At 67.6% G+C, this 15888-nt stretch carries 15 protein-coding genes and 1 pseudogene; 6 read left to right on the top strand and 10 right to left on the bottom strand.

The window, feature by feature from the left end:
- Window positions 1-40: 40 nt before the first annotated feature.
- The 7 genes and pseudogenes from B3098_RS26670 to B3098_RS26640 all read right to left on the bottom strand — a co-directional run bounded on the left by B3098_RS26670 (window position 41) and on the right by B3098_RS26640 (window position 7346).
- On the bottom strand, window positions 41-844 hold the full coding sequence (locus B3098_RS26670) for an aspartate dehydrogenase (RefSeq protein ID WP_286900146.1): 804 nt from the start codon (window positions 842-844) through the stop codon (window positions 41-43).
- A gap of 215 nt (window positions 845-1059) precedes the next feature.
- Window positions 1060-1800 carry a BMP family ABC transporter substrate-binding protein gene (locus B3098_RS26665; protein WP_286900144.1) on the bottom strand — a complete coding sequence of 247 codons (741 nt, stop codon included), beginning with the start codon at window positions 1798-1800 and terminating at the stop codon, window positions 1060-1062.
- Window positions 1801-1862: 62 nt separating this feature from the next.
- Window positions 1863-2750, bottom strand: a pseudogene (locus B3098_RS26660) (Bug family tripartite tricarboxylate transporter substrate binding protein); the annotation flags it as partial.
- A gap of 186 nt (window positions 2751-2936) precedes the next feature.
- The gene (locus B3098_RS26655; RefSeq protein WP_175123567.1) at window positions 2937-3884 is read right to left on the bottom strand and encodes a Bug family tripartite tricarboxylate transporter substrate binding protein; all 948 of its coding nucleotides are present in this window, start codon (window positions 3882-3884) and stop codon (window positions 2937-2939) included.
- A gap of 72 nt (window positions 3885-3956) precedes the next feature.
- Window positions 3957-5225, bottom strand: coding sequence for a carboxylesterase family protein (locus tag B3098_RS26650; RefSeq protein ID WP_286900142.1), 1269 nt, complete (start codon window positions 5223-5225; stop codon window positions 3957-3959).
- A gap of 186 nt (window positions 5226-5411) precedes the next feature.
- Window positions 5412-6362 carry an adenosine deaminase gene (locus B3098_RS26645; protein WP_175123565.1) on the bottom strand — a complete coding sequence of 317 codons (951 nt, stop codon included), beginning with the start codon at window positions 6360-6362 and terminating at the stop codon, window positions 5412-5414.
- A gap of 48 nt (window positions 6363-6410) precedes the next feature.
- A complete protein-coding gene (locus B3098_RS26640; RefSeq protein ID WP_286900140.1) occupies window positions 6411-7346 on the bottom strand; it encodes a LysR family transcriptional regulator in 936 nt (311 codons plus the stop codon).
- 124 nt (window positions 7347-7470) lie between these two features.
- Here B3098_RS26640 and B3098_RS26635 point away from each other — a divergent pair, with 124 nt between their 5' ends.
- The 6 genes from B3098_RS26635 (at window position 7471) to B3098_RS26610 (ending at window position 12754) form a co-directional block, all read left to right on the top strand.
- Entirely contained in the window at window positions 7471-8232 is a 762-nt protein-coding gene (locus tag B3098_RS26635; RefSeq protein WP_286900138.1) for a hypothetical protein, read from the top strand.
- 43 nt (window positions 8233-8275) lie between these two features.
- The gene (locus tag B3098_RS26630) at window positions 8276-8641 is read left to right on the top strand and encodes a sel1 repeat family protein (RefSeq protein ID WP_175138143.1); all 366 of its coding nucleotides are present in this window, start codon (window positions 8276-8278) and stop codon (window positions 8639-8641) included.
- A 78-nt stretch (window positions 8642-8719) separates the two neighbouring features.
- Window positions 8720-10078 carry an MATE family efflux transporter gene (locus B3098_RS26625; RefSeq protein WP_286900136.1) on the top strand — a complete coding sequence of 453 codons (1359 nt, stop codon included), beginning with the start codon at window positions 8720-8722 and terminating at the stop codon, window positions 10076-10078.
- Window positions 10079-10153: 75 nt separating this feature from the next.
- Window positions 10154-11725 (top strand): lytic murein transglycosylase, encoded by a 1572-nt coding sequence (locus B3098_RS26620; RefSeq protein WP_286900134.1) that lies wholly within the window; start codon window positions 10154-10156, stop codon window positions 11723-11725.
- Between the two features lie 223 nt (window positions 11726-11948).
- On the top strand, window positions 11949-12494 hold the full coding sequence (locus B3098_RS26615; RefSeq protein WP_286900132.1) for a GNAT family N-acetyltransferase: 546 nt from the start codon (window positions 11949-11951) through the stop codon (window positions 12492-12494).
- A 47-nt stretch (window positions 12495-12541) separates the two neighbouring features.
- Window positions 12542-12754 (top strand): oxidoreductase-like domain-containing protein, encoded by a 213-nt coding sequence (locus B3098_RS26610; protein WP_286900130.1) that lies wholly within the window; start codon window positions 12542-12544, stop codon window positions 12752-12754.
- Between the two features lie 10 nt (window positions 12755-12764).
- On the opposite strand, the gene B3098_RS26605 is transcribed toward B3098_RS26610, so the two are convergent.
- The 3 genes from B3098_RS26605 to B3098_RS26595 are packed head-to-tail and all read right to left on the bottom strand — an operon-like array spanning window position 12765 to window position 15884.
- Window positions 12765-13202: an acetyltransferase gene (locus tag B3098_RS26605; RefSeq protein ID WP_175123558.1), complete on the bottom strand. Its 438-nt coding sequence runs from the start codon at window positions 13200-13202 to the stop codon at window positions 12765-12767.
- Window positions 13203-13238: 36 nt separating this feature from the next.
- Window positions 13239-14978: a peptidase M14 gene (locus B3098_RS26600; RefSeq protein ID WP_286900127.1), complete on the bottom strand. Its 1740-nt coding sequence runs from the start codon at window positions 14976-14978 to the stop codon at window positions 13239-13241.
- 39 nt (window positions 14979-15017) lie between these two features.
- Entirely contained in the window at window positions 15018-15884 is an 867-nt protein-coding gene (locus tag B3098_RS26595) for an ABC transporter permease (protein ID WP_175123556.1), read from the bottom strand.
- Window positions 15885-15888 lie beyond the last annotated feature (4 nt).

Genomic DNA, 15888 nt, shown 5'->3' with positions numbered 1-15888 from the left:
AAGGCCGCACGCAGCGGCCTTTTATACGTCTTGCCGAAAATCAGGTGCCCACGCGCAGCGGTCCGGTCAGCTTGCGCAACGCGGCGATCACGCTTTGCGCGGTGATGCGTCCGGTCTTCGGATTGGCCGAAGGGATGTTCTGGATTTCCACCGAAAACGACGCGGAATCCGACACGACCTCGACGCGATGCACGTTGCGTTCGAGCGAGGGATCTGCCCAGATTTCCAGCGTGGTGCGGTCCGGGCCGATGCCCGCCAGCGACACGCTAACGGCCACGTTGAGGTTGGCCGGAAAGCCTACGGCGGCCTCGCGCGGCGAGCCGCGGAAGATCAGGCGCGGTTCGGTGATGCCTTCGATGTCGATGTTGTTTTCGGTAAGGTAGGGCGCGCCGAGCAGGCCGCGCACCGGTTTGCGGGTGATCATCGTGACCGAGTGGATGACGCCTTCCGCGGCGGCGGTGATGGCGTCCAGCCCAAGAATGGCGCCCGACGGCACGATGACCTGGCCACCATGCTGGCCCGCGATGCCGATCAGGTCTTCGTGGCGCAGCAACGCGCCCGAACTGAGCACCACCATCTTCTTGCCGGCGCGCAGCACGGGTTCGGCGATGTCGCGGAACACGGCGGCGGGGGCGCATTCCACGACCACGTCGCAGTGCTCGGCAAGGCCGTCGATGGTGGTGAAGGTGGGCGCGCCGTTCTTCCAGTCGAAGGCGGGCGGGGCGTTGGGATCGCGCACCGCGACGGCGGCGAGCGTCAGGCCGGGCAGGCCCGCATCCAGGGATTGCGCCACGGCCTGGCCGATGGCGCCGAAGCCGGCGATGCCGACGCGGAAGCTGTTCATGGGTATCCGGAGTGTTGGGCCAACGGCGGGACCGCAGGCGGTTCGGGAATGCGGCGCAAAGGCCATGCCGCAAGACTGCCGGCCACTGTAGCCACGGCATCGCGAGGCGTCAATGCGGGATGCCCGCAAGGCTCGCGAGACGTGTGCGCAGGGCCGTGGGTCACGTTGCCCGCAACGCGGCACATGTTGCCGGCGCGGTGACGCTGCGAGGGCATCTACGACAGCGCGAATTCCTCGCCGTCGTAGTGGCTGGCAATCTCGATCTCGCCGGACGCCAGGCGCCCAGACCAGGCGTCCAGCTCGCGCCGCTCGTAGGCGGTGACGTCTGCGCCCGGCACGAGCCGCAACGAGGCTTCTGCCTCCAGGCCGAAACGCGTGGTGCGTCCCACGGCCAGCGCGCCCGCGGCGTGGTCCGCGGCCGCGCGCTCCACGCACAGGCCGGAGTCCGCCAGCGCCGATGCCAGATAGACCTCCGGATCGCGGGTCACCCAATCCAGCACGTTGCCGATCTGCCAGATGCCGGCCTCGCGGCAGGCGCGCGTGACGCCGTCGCGGCCGCCATCCATCATCGCGAACAGCACGCGGGCGCGTTGTGCGGCGAGCGCACGTGTCCAGGCCTCACCCAGGTCGGGGTCGTGCTGATTGCCGCAAAAACCCGTAAGCGGATCCCGGCCCGTCACGCGGCGCACGCCGTCGGCAAAGGCGGCGCGGCCCTTCAGACCGGGCCGGACGCGCTCGCCGGAGAGGTGTGCGGGGCGGCCATCCGCGGGGCGGCCATCCGCGGGGCGTCCCCCCGCGACCAGGCCGCCCGCGCCATCTCCCTCCGCCCGCAAGCCGGCCAGAATTCCGGCAAGAAACGCGGAATGCTCCTGCAGAATCTCATAGCTCGCGACGTTGGCCGCCGTATGACTGCCTTGTGTGATCGCGAACTGCGAGCGCGGAAAATGCGGCGCCACCTCGGCCCCCAGCTATCGGCCTGCCGGCGCACGAAATCGGTGAACTCCGCCGGCGTCTTCTGCGCCAGCACGAAGCCCTGGCCCTCGAGCTTGGCCCGAATGTCCGGATTGCCCAGCACGGATCCGACCTCCGCGTGCAACCGCACGGCCACCGCGTCGGGCAGGCCCGCGGGGGCGGAGAGCCCGATGAAGTTTTCCGCGACCAGGCCCGGATAGCCCAATTCGCCCACCGAAGCGATGCTGGGCGCCTGCGGCACGCGATCCTGCGTGGTGACAGCCAACAGACGCAGTTGCCCCGAACGCAGGAAGGGCAGGTTCTGCGGCAGGGCATCCACCGCCACGCGGATCTGTCCGCCCAGCAGATCGTTGCGCATGGCGCCGGAACCCTTGTACGGAATGTGCTGCAGCGGCGCGCCCGTCTGCCGCGAATACAGCTCGCCCACGATCTGCCCCACGGACGCCAGCCCGCCGCTTCCGTATTGCACCGGCTGGTCCTGCGCCTTGATCCAGGCGGTCAGCTCGGCAAGGCTGGACACCGGCACGGACGGGTGCACGACAAACACCGTGGGCACCGCGCCCAGGTAGGCAATATGGCGGAAGCTCGCCAGCGCGTCGTAACCGCCCTGCGGCATCAGCGCCGGCGAGATCGATAGGGGCGCCGAGTTCGACATCAGCAACGTGTAGCCGTCGGCGGGCGACTGTGCGACAAGGTTTGCGCCGATGGTCGAGCCCGCGCCCGGCTTGTTTTCGATGACGATGGACTGACCCAGCCGTTCGGCCAACACGGGCGCAATGATGCGCGCGGTGATGTCGCTCGCGCCACCGGGCGGGAACGTGACGACAAGACGGATGGGACGCGCGGGCCAGTCTGACGCGCGCGCCAGACGAGGCCGAGCCAGCGGCAGCGCCAGCGTGCTGGCAAGCAGGAATTTGCGTCGGGAGATCGGCATGGCGAAAGCTTCTGTCGTGCGGCCGCAGAGCGGCAAAGGCGCACACTGTAAGAAGCGGGGCGGCGGCTGACAAAGAATTTGTAGCCGTTTGCTTATGCCGCCTTGGCTTCCGAAGCGATTCCGGTTCGGAAGCCATGAAGAATTGACCGTGTCGCGACGTTGCGCGGAATTTCCCGCGCGCCGGCGCTATTGCAGCTTGATGCCCAGCTCCTTGATCAGCGGTCCCATTTCGGCGCGATCGGCCTCGATGGTGGCCGCCAGTTCCTCGGGCGAACTGCCGATCGGAATCATGCCCAGCGTTTCCATCTGCGCTTTCATGGCCGGATCCTTCAGGATGTCGGTCACGGCCTTCTGGATCTGCGCGACGCGGTCCTTGGGGATGCCGGCCGGTCCCATCAGGCCGATCCACGGCTGCGGCGCGTAGTCCAGTCCCGACTCCTTCAACGTGGGCGTGTCGGGCAGGCCGCCAAAGCGTTGCGGACTGGTGATTGCCAGCGCCCGCAGCCGTCCGCTGTCGATCAGGCCTTTCGAGCTGGACGGCGCGTCCAGGCCCACGTCGAGCTGCCCGCCGATCAGGTCATTCTGCGTCTTGCCCGATGAGGATGACGGCACGTACAGCGCCTTGATGCCGGCGCGCCGCGCCGTCTGTTCCCAGACCAGGTGAAACGCGGTGCCGATCGAGAACGAGCCCACGCTCAAGTTTCGCGTCTTGCTTTCGCGCACGAAGTCTTCCCAGGTCTTGAGGGGACTGTCCTTGGGCACGATGAAGATGAACGGCGTGCGCGCCACCAGCGAGATGGGCTGCAAGTCCTTTTGCGTGTCGAACGGCAGGCTGTCCACCGCGAACGGCACGATGGTCACGGACGACGCGACGACCATGCCGAGCGTGTAGCCGTCGGGCGCCGACTTGACCAGTGCGCCGGTGCTGATGATGCCCGAGGCGCCCGGCTTGTTTTCCACGACCACGGGCTGGCCCCAGGCCGCGCCGAGTTTGCTGGCGAGGACGCGCAGCATGACGTCGACCGGACCGCCGGGCGGATTGGACACGATGATCTTGACCGGCTTGTCGGGATAGGCGGCGGTGGCGGCAAGCGGCAGGGCGAGCGCCAGCGCGAGGAAGGTTTGCTTGAACATGGAATTCCCCTTGTGTTGTTGGTATGCGGGGCGCGGCGGCAAGGCCGGCGCCTGTCGTGTGGCGTAGCGGGCTCAGGCCAGGATCTGCATGTGTGGCGCTTGCGGCCAATCCGGCGCGTCGCCCCGGATGAATGCCAGCCACGCGGTCTGGGTCTGGCGCGCCAGTTGCTCGCCCTGCGCGGCGGGCAGTCCCGCCAACATCGGGGCATCGGCAAATGCCTGCAGCGTGTCGAACACGAACGGCAATTCAATGCAGTGGCAGGCGCCGAAGCGGTCCGTCGGCGCGACGTCAAAGCGCGCCAGCCAGGCGTTGCGGCCTTGGGCCACGGCCTGCCAGGCCCACAGCCGGGAGGGCGCGCCGAACACGGCGTCGCCCATCTCCTGGCTGGCGCCGTCGGTGCCGTGGTCCGGGAACGCGGCCATTTCGTCGCGCGTGTAGCAGACCAGTACGTCCGCGCGGCCCGCGGCGGTAAGGAGCGCGGGTGTGATTTCTTGCGGCAGCACCTGGCCGTCCAGCACCGGTGAGAACAGACTGCGGCTGCTGCCTTCGGCCCGCAGGGCCTGCACGACCTCGGGCGCCTGCTGCGCCGCCAGCAACGCGGACACCGGCAGCTCGCGCGCCGCCGAAAGCGAGTCGGCGCCGGCCGCGCGCAGAAAGACCTGACCCAGCGCGTCGGCCTGCTGCGCGCTGCGAAAGCCGCGGCCCAGCGCGGCGCTTTGCAGGATGGCGCGGGAGAAGCGTGGCTGGCGCGCCAGCATGGCGCAGATCGACGAGGCGCCTGCCGATTGACCCATGACCGTGATGCGCGCCGGATCGCCGCCCAGATCCTGGATGTGGTCGAGCACCCAGTCGATCGCCAGTTCCTGATCCAGCAAGCCGACGTTGGCCGTTTGCCCGGTCACGTACAGCCAGCCCAGCGCGGCCAGCCGGTAGTTGACGGCCACGACCACTACGTCGCCGCGTTCGGCCAGGCGGGCGCCGTCGTACCAGTCCAGCGCGCCGCCGCCGCTTTGCCAGGCGCCGCCGTGCAGCCACACGACGACGGGGCGGCGCTTGCCGTCCGCGGCCGGCGTCCAGACCGTCAGGTGCAGGCAGTCTTCGGATTGTTCGGCGTCGAAATCGCCCATGGCGCCGCGCAGGCGCGAGGGCAACTGCGGCGGGACGGGGCCGGTACCCGAAGCGTCGAATTCGCCGCGAATGTCCGCCGGTTGCGGCGGTGCAAAGCGCAGTTCGCCCACGGGTGCCTGCGCATACGGAATGGCGCCATAGCGGCACACGCCGCCGTCGCGCACGCCTACCAGCGTGCCAGTGCGCAGCGCCGCCTTTACGCGTTCACTCATATTCCTGCCCCTTGTATCGTTGTTCATCGTCCAGCGGCGGCAATCTGTGCTGCCGCCGGACTAATGGTAGGGAGGAAAGTGCCGCGCCGGGCATTCCGGTTTTGAACATAGCCATGCGCAACACGCATGGCTGGATGGGGGCTGTCCGGAACGTGGCGACCCGGATCCCGCCATCGGAACCTTCCGCTATTTGGCGATGCGTGCGTCCAGGCTGTTGTCCGCCAGCGCCTGCGCCTGCTCGCGTGTCATGCCCAGGTGTTCGTGGAGCGCGTGGAAATTCTCGGTGACATAGCCGCCGAAGTAGGCGGGATCGTCGGAGTTGACCGTGACCTTCACCCCGGCATCCAGCAGCGACAGGATGTTGTGCTCGCGCATGTGATCGAACACGCGCAGCCGGGTGTTGGACAGCGGACAGACGGTCAGCGGAATCTGCTCGTCGATCAGGCGCGCGATCAACTTCGGGTCTTCGGCGGCGCGCACGCCGTGGTCGATACGCAGCACCTTCAGCAGGTCCAGCGCCTCCCAGATGTATTCGGGCGGACCCTCTTCGCCCGCATGCGCCACGGCCGGCAGGCCTTCGGCGCGCGCACGGTCGAACACCCGCTGGAAGAGGCGCGGCGGAAAGCCTTGTTCGCTGCTGTCCAGGCCCACGGCGATGAAGGCGTCGCGATACGGCAATGCCTGCTCCAGCGTACGCATCGCCTGTTCTTCGGGCAGATGGCGCAGAAAGCTGAGGATCAGCCCGCTGGTCACGCCCAGTTGCTTGCGGCCGTCAGCCAGCGCCTGGCTGATGCCATTCAGCACGGTCTCGAACGGCACGCCGCGGTCGGTGTGGGTCTGCGGATCGAAGAAGGGCTCGGTGTGCACCACGTTCTGCTCGTGGCATTTGAGCAGGTAGGCCCACGTCAGGTCGTAGAAGTCCTGCTCGGTGCGCAGGACGTCCGCGCCCATGTAGTACAGGTCCAGGAATTCCTGCAGGTTGTTGTAGTTGTAGGCGCCGCGCAGGGCGTCGATATCGGGCCAGGGCAGCGCCACGCCGTTGCGCTGCGCCAGCTTGAAGAGCAGCTCGGGTTCGAGCGTGCCCTCCAGATGCAGGTGCAATTCCGCCTTGGGCAATGCGTTGAGCCAGTCGTACATGGGTGCTCCGGTATGAATGAGGTGCGTGTTCGGGATGCGGCGCGCGGTTCATGCGGCCAGCGCGATGCCATCGGCCTGGATGGTGCGTTCGAGCTGGGCGGCGAAGGCGCGCGCCTGACGGGTGCTGGGGCGGTCGCGGCGCCAGATGGCGGCAAGGGGCGACCTGCGCAGGGCGGGACGGGCCGGCAGCACGGCGAGTTCGCCGCGCGCCTGCCGGACGGCTGCAACGCTGCCGGGCAGCATCCACAGGTAGTGTCCGTCCACGAGTAATTCGCGGCCGAATTCCAGCGACAGGACGCCGATCATATCCGGAATCGCCAGACCGGCCTGGCGCAGGGACAATTCCAGCTCGCCGCGGATGCGGCTGCCGGGCAGGGCGGTGATCCACGGATAGGCCACATAATCGGCCAGCGTGGCCTGCGGCAGGCGCGTCAGCGGATGATGCGGGGCGCAGGCCAGCACCACGGGATCCTCCAGCAGGGTGGTCGACCGGTAGATCTCCGGATTCACGGTGGACGAGAAACGGCTGATCAACACGTCCAGCGCGCCGGCGTCCAGGTCCTCGATCAGCCGTTCGTGCGTGCCGATCTCGATGGTGAGCGTGATGCGCGGATGCGCCTCGCGGTAGTCGCGCGCGGCCTGCGCCACCGGCCAGCCCGCAAACATGGAAAAGCAGCCCACGGTCAGGCTGCCTTCTTCACCGCGCGACACGGCGGCCAGGTCGACCTCGGCCTTGCGAAAACCGGTCAGCAACTGCCGCGCGTGGCGGCACATGGCGTCGCCCAGCGGCGTGCAGGTCGTGCCCTTTGCCGTGCGCTCGAACAGCCGCGCGCCCACCAGCTCCTCGATCTCGGCGATCGCGCGGGACAGGCCCGATTGCGTGCTGTGCAACTGCGCCGCCGCCTTGGACAGGTTGCCCAATTCGGAGACGGTCAGCACGATCTCCAGGTGCCGGATGCGAAGTTTGCCTCGGAACGGTGTCATGGCGCAGGGGAGCGGAAGCGATTTGCCGATTATTCTCCCGTGCCGGGCGCTTGGCAACGCAGTGCGGGATTCGGGATATAGTTCGACGCCTGCATGGGCTTCGGCTTGCAACGGGAGAGCGGCATTGACTTTGAAGGAGCGGGGCGGCTGGTGTGCCGCGCAATGCGTCACCCAGCGTGAAGGCTGGCCTAACGCCAAACGTGCCAGCGTCCTCGCAACGATCACCTTGCTGGCCGCGGCGCTGGCCGGCTGCACCGCGTCGCGCGTGGACGAGGTCGCCGTGAGGTGGCCGTCCTTCAAAGACAACACGCAAGTCCTGTTGCCGTCGGATCCGGCGCAATGTCCCGACCTGACCGGCACTTATCGCGCCCAGGGCGAACGCCGCGCGGGCGATGCCGACGCTGTCCTGCTCGAAGACCTGCGTGGATTTTTGCTTTACCCCTTGGACCTGCCGGGCATGCGCGATGCGCCGCTTCCGGCGTGGAAGCCGTCACCCCGCTCGACCGTTTCGTTCGTGGCTGATGCGCGCGGTTGGCAGATCGAGACGAGTGATGGGCAAGGGGCGCACGAGGCCGCGCTACTTGCCGTCCACGACGACGGCGCCAGCTCCATGGCCTCGGGCGGCGAGCCCATGCGCCCCGGCAACACGATCTGGCGCGCTGCCGGTTGCACGCAAGGCCGGCTATGGATCAGCGTGCGGCATGATTGGCGCCAGCATGAATCCATGGGTGTGCGGCGTTATGTTGCCGTTCTGCGCAAGGACGCAGGCGGGCTGCTGCTGACGGTGCAACGCGAGTCCGACAGCATCGGAATGCTGCTGCCCTGGTACACCAATCGCGGCGATTTGTTCCAATACTGGTTTGCGCCCGCTACCAATCATCCCTGAATTCCGCGGGCGCGAGCCTGCCTTCACCGAGACCGAGAAAAACATGACCGCCAAACGGCTTTTCACCTGGACCTTCTTTTTTGCGCTATTCGTGGTGCTGGTCGCGATGTTCTGGCGCCAGCTGTTCATACAGACCCCGCCGTCGCTGCGCGAGCTGGGCGGCACCATCGAGGGCGGCAACGCCCACATCTATGGCGAATCGCCGCGCCAGGACGGCATGGCCGAACGGGCGATGCTGGCCGCCGCGCAACGCGGCGAGCCGGGCGCCCAATACATGCAGGGCCTCGTCATGGAGCACTTCGACATGAAGGAAGCGCTGCGCTGGTACGAGGCCGCCGCGGCCCAGGGTTATGAACTGGCGGTGCAGCGCCTGGCGCAATTGCGCGACGCGCCGCAGGCTGCGCAATAACGGCACGCAAACAACGCCGCGCAATGGCCCCGCGCCAGTAATGCCGCTCACGCCTCGTCGCGCAATGGCAGACCTGCCTTGAACGCACCCGCATCCCACGCCCGCTTCGTGACCGGCCCGCTCGGCGGGCACGTGCTCGAAATGATCCTGACCGGCTGGGCCAGCATGCTGGCCGTCTTCGCCGTGGAGTTCCTGTCGCTGCTTTACCTGGGCACGCTCGAGGACGAAGCCGTATTGGGCGCGGTGGGCTTCGGGTCCATGACGCAATTCACCATCACGTCCGTCTGCATCGGCGTCACGGTGGGCGGCGCGGCGCTGGTCTCGCGTGCGCTTGGCGCCCAGGACGCCGGCCGGGCGCGCACGCTTGCGGGCGCGTCGCTGATCCTGATGGCCGCCGCCGCGGTGGCGACGGGCGCGATGTTTCTGGCGGCGATCGGCCCGTTCACCGCCGCCATTGGCCTGGCCGAAGACGTGCGCGACCATTTGCTGTCGTACGTGCTCATCACCACGCCGTTCGCGGTGGTCATGGGTATCGGAATGATGCTGTCGAATCTGCTGCGCGCAGCCGGCCAGGGGCGGCAGTCGATGTGGGTGCTGCTGGCCGGCACCGGCACGGTCGCCGTGCTCGACCCCATCGTCATCTTCGTGCTGGACGGCGGCATGGAGGGCATTGCCTGGGCCGGCGGGGTGGGGCGCGTCGCCACCGTGGTGCTGGGCGCCTGGCTGGTGTTCCGCAAGCACCGGCTGGTGACCTGGCCGCCCGCGCGGGAACTACGCGAGCACCTGGGCGCCATCGGCAATATCGCCATGCCTGCGGCGCTGACCACCCTGGCCACGCCGGCGGCGGTCATCTTTACCGTCTCTACCTATTCCAGCTTCGGTCCCAGCGTGCTGGCGGGCGCCACGGTGGTCGACCGGCTGCTGCAACTGGCCTATTCGCTGTTCTTCGTGCTGCCCGGCGCCATCGGCCCGATCCTCGGGCAGAACCTGGGGGCCGGCCACTGGGACCGCGTGAAGGCCACCGTGGCGCTTACGACGCGCTGGGCGTTGCTGTACGGGTTCTCGGCGGCCGTCGTGCTGGCAGTGCTGGCGCCGTGGATGCCGGATGTCTTCAAGGTCACGGGTCCCGGGCGCGACCTGATCGTCTTCTTCTGCCGTGTCGGCAGCTTTGCGTGGGCGCTGAACAGCCTGTTCTTCGTCGCGATCTCGGTGTTCAACAACCTGGGATACGCCACGTATTCCACCGCCATCGGCTGGCTGCGCGCCACGGTGGGCACCATACCCTTCGTGTGGCTGGGCGCGCACCTGGGCGGGCCCGAGGGCGTGATGCTGGGGCAGATGGGCGGCTTTGCGATTTTCAGCCTGATTGCGATGTGGCTGTGCCGGCGCGTGCTGCGCGCGCCACCGGCGGAATTCCAGCACGGCGCGGCGGCCTAGCAGGGGGGGGGCGCGTTCGATTTCGGCGGCTGGTCGCGGTACGATCCCGGCTGACTTCGATTTTTCAGGAAAGCCATGCGCCAGAGTTTCTCCCGTCCTCGAATCGACAGCCTTTCCCGCGTGCTGCTGGCCGCGGCACTGACCGCCGCTGCCGCCAGCGCCGCGCAGGCGCAGTCGCCCGGATCGGCCACCGGATCGCGTGTCCAGACGCCCGCGCCGGAACAGCAACAGCCTGTGCTGAAACCCAAGCGCAGCTTCGACGATACGCCCGCGCCGGCGGCGCATGCATCGCCTGCTGCGGCACCGGCCGCTGCACCCGCTGCGGCCCCCGCCACCGCGCCTGCTGCTGCCGCTGCTCCGGCTGCACCTGCTGCGTCTGCCGCGCCCGCCGCCACCGCCACCGCCGCCCCGGCCGCCGCCGCTGCCGCCGCGCCGACCGTCATCGTCCCCACCGAACTCGACACCAAGGCCTGCATCGACAAGCTGCGCAAGGGCGCCACGGCCAACGGCCTGACCGTCGCCGACTGGGACAAATACACGGCCAACGCCACGCTGCTGCCCACGACCGTCGCGTCGGCCAAGGGCCAGCCCGAGGGCCGCGAAAGCTGGTGGGACTACATCGCCAAGACGGTCGATGACGAGCGCGTTCAGGACGGCAAGGCCGTGCTCTCCAAATACGGCAAGCAGCTTGGCGCCATCAGCCAGCAATACCAGGTTGACCCCGCGACGCTGGTCGCCATCTTCGGCATCGAAACCAACTACGGCCGCCAGGTCGGCAAGACCGACGTGCTCAATGCCTGGCTGACGCGCGCCTGCACCGAGAACAAGCCGCTTTGGGAAAAGAACGCCTACGCGTCCGTACGCCTCTTGCGCGACGGCACCGTGCCCGCCGACAAGTTCGTCGGATCCTGGAGCGGCGCGTTCGGCATGACCCAATTCATTCCGACTTCGTTCTACGAACTGGCTGCCGACGGCGATGGCGACGGCCGCATCGACCTCTACAACTCGCTGCCCGACGCGCTGGCCTCCACGGCGAACCATCTGCGCAAGCGCCGCGCCCAGTGGACGCATGGGTTGCCCGCCGTCGTGGAAGTGCGCGTGCCGGCCGAGCTGGCCGCCGCGATCCCGCCCGAGCCCGACGCCGAGTACGTGGGATCCAAGGACCGCCGCACGATCGCCCAATGGGCGCAGGCCGGCGTCAAGCAAGGAGACGGCTCGGTGTTGAAGCTGCCTTCGGGCAACGACCAGCAGGCGTACCTGTTCGCGCCGACCGGCGCGCGCGGACCGGTGTTCCTGGCCACGGTCAATTTCGACGCGATCCTGCACTACAACCAGTCGCGCCGCTATGGCCTGGCCGTGTCGCTGTTGCTGAATCGCTTGCAAGGCGGCCCGGCGCTGGTGACCGCATGGCCGACCGACGATCCCGGCCTGTCGCGCGCGCAGATCAAGGAACTGCAGAAGCAGCTTTATGGCCGCGGCCACGACATCGGCGTGGCCGACGGCATCCCGGGCGGCAAGACCCGCGATGCCGTGAGGGCAGAGCAGGAGCGCCTGAACCTGCCGCAGGACGGTCGCGTGGGCAAGCGCATCCTGGACGCGCTGGTGGCGGAACAGCCCGCTGCCATGCGTGCGTATCCCGAGCAATAAGCGAGGCGCCGATGGCGCAGCGGCGGGCCGCGGCGAATCCGCTGCGGCCTTGGCCGGCCCCTGCGAGCGCATTGCGTTTTTTCTTTGGAGTTTCGTGGGGCTGCGGCGCGGGTGAGGGTTAGGCGCAAGTGTGCAAGACCGCGCCGGCCGGTATGATCGGCGGGTCCGCCGTCCGGACGGCCAGCCCGTCCCCGAACTTCGTCCGCCATCGCCTCCGACTCCCATGCCGTCCACCGAGTTCCCCGACGATTTCCAGACCCTGCGCCTGTCCGCCAGCCGGATGTCCCAGGCGCATTTGCCGTTCATGATCGAAATGCACGCCAATGCCGATCTCATGCAGTCCATGGGAGGCACGCGCGACGCGGCGGCCAGCCGGCGCTACGTGGCGCAGAACATCGTCCACTGGACCGAGCATGGCTATGGCATGTATGTGCTGCAAGACCGCGACACGGGCCGGCCCGCGGGCCGCGCGGGGTTGAAGGTGTCCACTGCGCCGGGGCGGGCCAGTGTTGAACTGGCCTATGCCTTGCATCCCGACTGCTGGGGCAAGGGTTTCGCGCCGGAGATTTCGCGTGCGCTGATCGGGCTGGGGTTTCGGCTGTTGCCCGTCGACGTGCTGGGCGCCGTGGCGCTGCGTTCAAACCTGGCGTCGCAACGCGTCATGGAAAAGACCGGGATGCGTTATGTCGGCATGACCGGCGACGCGCCGGAGCCCAAGGTCTGCTACGAAATCCGCCGCGCGGACTGGCGCAAGCGGGAAGGCGTGTGAGGGCGTGCGACGCGCCCGAGCTGGGTGCGCGGCGCTAACATGACGCGATGAGCACGAAAAAACCGACTGGCGGCAAGTCGAGCCCCGCCGCAACATCCAACGACGACCCGCCGCCTGTTCCGCCCGAGCGTCCCGCGCCTGACGAATGCTGCAACAGCGGCTGCATCCCCTGCGTCTATGACGTTTACGACGAAGCGATGGACCGCTACCGCGAAGCGCTGAAGGCGTGGCGCGCGCGGCACGAGGCGCACGGCAACTGAAGCGGATGCTTCAGCCGGCAAGCTTCATGTGGATGATGGGGAAGGGACGGCCCGAGTCATCGTAGGCCGAGCGGCCCACGTCCTGAAATCCGTAGTGCTTGTAGAAGCCATGCGCCTGCGGATTCTGCTCGTTCACGTCCACCAGCAGCGTGCCGTGCAGCGATCGCGCAAAATTCAGCAGGCGGCGGCCAGCGCCTTTGCCTCGCTTGTTGGCATCCACGAACAGCATCTCGACCTTGTTGCCGGTCAGACCCATGAAGCCGGCCACTTCGCCGGCATCGTCCTCACAGACCCAGACCCTGACGGACGGCAGGTACGTGTTCAGCACCTGCGGGTACATGGCCTGGATTTCCTTTTCAGTCAGAAAAGTGTGGGTGGCGCGCACCGAACGGAGCCAGATGTCCACCAGGGCCAGGTCGTCGCCGTGGTTGCGTTCTCGGATTTTCATTTTCTTATTGCTTGGGTGTCAGACACCGGTAAGCCGCTAAAGCCCGGCGCGATACAGGTCCGTGGCTGCCAGGACGGTTTCCATCTGCACAGTATGCGCGAAAACGAATCGGTCTCCGTAGACCGTTTCATCCGGAAACTCCGAAATCAGCGCCATGGGAAGCTCCTCGCGGTCGGTCTCCGTGACCTGCACGGGGATGCCGTTAAGCACGTCAAAACCCTTTTCGAGCGCATGGGCCTGAAAGAGTTCCAACTGCCGCGCGTTGAACTCCACCAGCCCCGGCACGTTGCGCGCCAGCCGCGCGGTGACGCCTTCGATCAACCGTTGAGCGCGGTCGGCCCATCCCGGATGATGGCGCAGGACCAGGAAGAACCCCTTGGGAATAGTCCACAGCTCGAAGTGGCGCGGCAGGTAACCCGACAGCGGACGCGTCCATTCGTGCGCGGGATAGCCATGCAGGTTGATATGCAACTGCGCGCCGCTGATCGCATGCGCCTGGTGACGGCCGTCCCGTTCGAAAAACGGCGCGCGTTCGCGGTAGGCGATGTCGTCCCCCAGCGCGCTGTAGCGCGACGCGTGCAGCATGTGGCGCGGGTGGTGCTCGCGCAGCCGGTTAAAGAGCGCATAGCCATCCGGGTTCTCGGAGGCAATCAATGCGAAATGCGCGTCGCCGCGTGCGGCCAGCGCTTCGGCCGCACGCAAGGCGCCCACGACACCAGAGGTTTCGTTGGCATGCTGCGCGCCGGAAATGAAGACGGCCGGGCCGGACCCGCGCACATAGGTGCCCAACACGGGTCGGCCTTGGCGTGACACGGCTTGGAAGGTGTCGCCGCCAAAGGCCGCCATGCAGCCGGCGATCTGCGCGGCCGACAACGGCTCTCGGGCTTGCGCCAGCGGACCGGGAAGCGCGGCCGGCGTCACAGGAGCGACCGGGGCGAAGGGCTCCACCGAGATCTGCACGCGCGGCGCGCCGTCGTGGCGGCGGATGTCGGGAATGATCTGGCCGGGTTGCAAGCCGCGGTCGCCGGAGGGGCGGCCGGAATGCTGCTGGAAGTGCTCCAGCAGCGAGAAGTAGATGTCCTCGTGCAGCGCTTCGAACGTGCTGACGATTTCCTCGTCCACCGGCAGCGCGAAGTCGATGCCGGGCAGATCCACGCGGATTTCCAGCCGGTCGAAATACGGCTCGTGCGCACCCCACGTGTGGTTGCGAACCGTGTCCAGGATGCTGCGAAAGAGCAACTGGTACTCGGTGGCCTGCGCGGCATCGGTCTGCACGGCGCCGCTGGCGTCCTGCACGCGCAGCCAGCCGGTAGGCGACAGCTCCGGCGTTCCGTCCGGCGCATGCCCAAGCTGGTTCGGCGCGAACACGCGGGTGTCGAGCGTGCGGCCGTCGGCATACGCCAAGCGCACGTCGTAGTGCAGATCGTCGGCGCCGGGCAGCATCGTCACGCGCACGTCTTTCAGCAACGCCACGAGCGGATAGGCCTCCAGCGTGAAGCGCTTGGCCTGCGCGTGTTCGTGCAGCGGATAGCGGATCTCGGCCGAGACCAGGCCCTCGCGCTCCACCTCTTCAAGGAAATAGTGCACGAGCGGTTTGTACGCGCTGCGAAAGCGCGCCGTCACGCCCGCCTGTTCAAGCTTGGCCTGCGCGGCACGCCGGGCGTCCACGCCTTCGAACACCCAGCCTTCCACGACAGCGCCACGCCACGCCGGCGCCATGTAGGCGTGCGTCCAGGCGTCCAGCGTGCGATCGAAACTCTTGTCCAGCAACGACATACTCAACATTCCTTCCGGCCCGTGGCGCGGATCGATTCTTCAGACCTTGCCGGTCGGGTCCAGGCGGTCGCGCAGCCAGTCGCCCAGCAGGTTCAGGCCCAGCACCGTCAGCATGATGGCCAGCCCGGGAAACACGCTGACCCACCAGGCCGTCTGCATGTACGTGCGGCCGTCGGCAAGCATACCGCCCCAGCTCGGGATCATGGGATCCACACCCAGGCCCAGAAAGGTCAGGCTGCTTTCCAGCAGGATGTTGTTGGCCACGTTCAGCGTCATCAGGATCACCAGCGGACCCAGCAGGTTGGGCACGATGTGGTGGCGGATCATCGCCAGGTCGCGCACCCCGAAGGCGCGCGCGGCCAGCACGAACTCGCGCTCGCGCAACGCTAGCACCTGCGCCCGCACCAGGCGAGCGTACTGCACCCATTGCGACACGATCATGAAGAAGATGACGTTGAACAGCCCGCCGCCCAGGATGGCGATGAACGTGATCGCCACCAGAATGAAGGGCAGTGCCAGCTGCACGTCGGCAAAACGCATCACGATCATGTCCCAGAAGCCGCGGTAATACCCGGCGATGAGACCCATCACGATGCCCAGCAGCGCGCCGCCCAGCACCGAGGCAAAACCCACCAGCAGCGAAATCTTGCCGCCGACGATCACGCGGGCCAGCACATCGCGGCCCAGCGGATCGGTGCCGAAGGGATGGGCGGCCGAAGAGAAGGGCGCCATCAGGCGGGCGGCCAGGTCCATCGATTCGCCGCCGTCCGGAAACAGCCAGCCGGATGCCAGCACCAGCAGGACCATGACGCCGGTCAGAAGCGCGCCCAGCACGAATTCGAGCGAGCGATAGCGGCTGCGCGGCTTCATGGCCTTGGGTGCGGCGGGGGAAGTGGTTGTCTGCATGATG

The sequence above is a fragment of the Achromobacter sp. UBA2119 genome, assembly GCF_002331005.1.
GTDB lineage: Bacteria > Pseudomonadota > Gammaproteobacteria > Burkholderiales > Burkholderiaceae_B > Achromobacter > Achromobacter animicus.
Note: the sequence above shows the minus strand (reverse complement) of the source record. Positions and strands in the feature narration are given on the sequence as shown.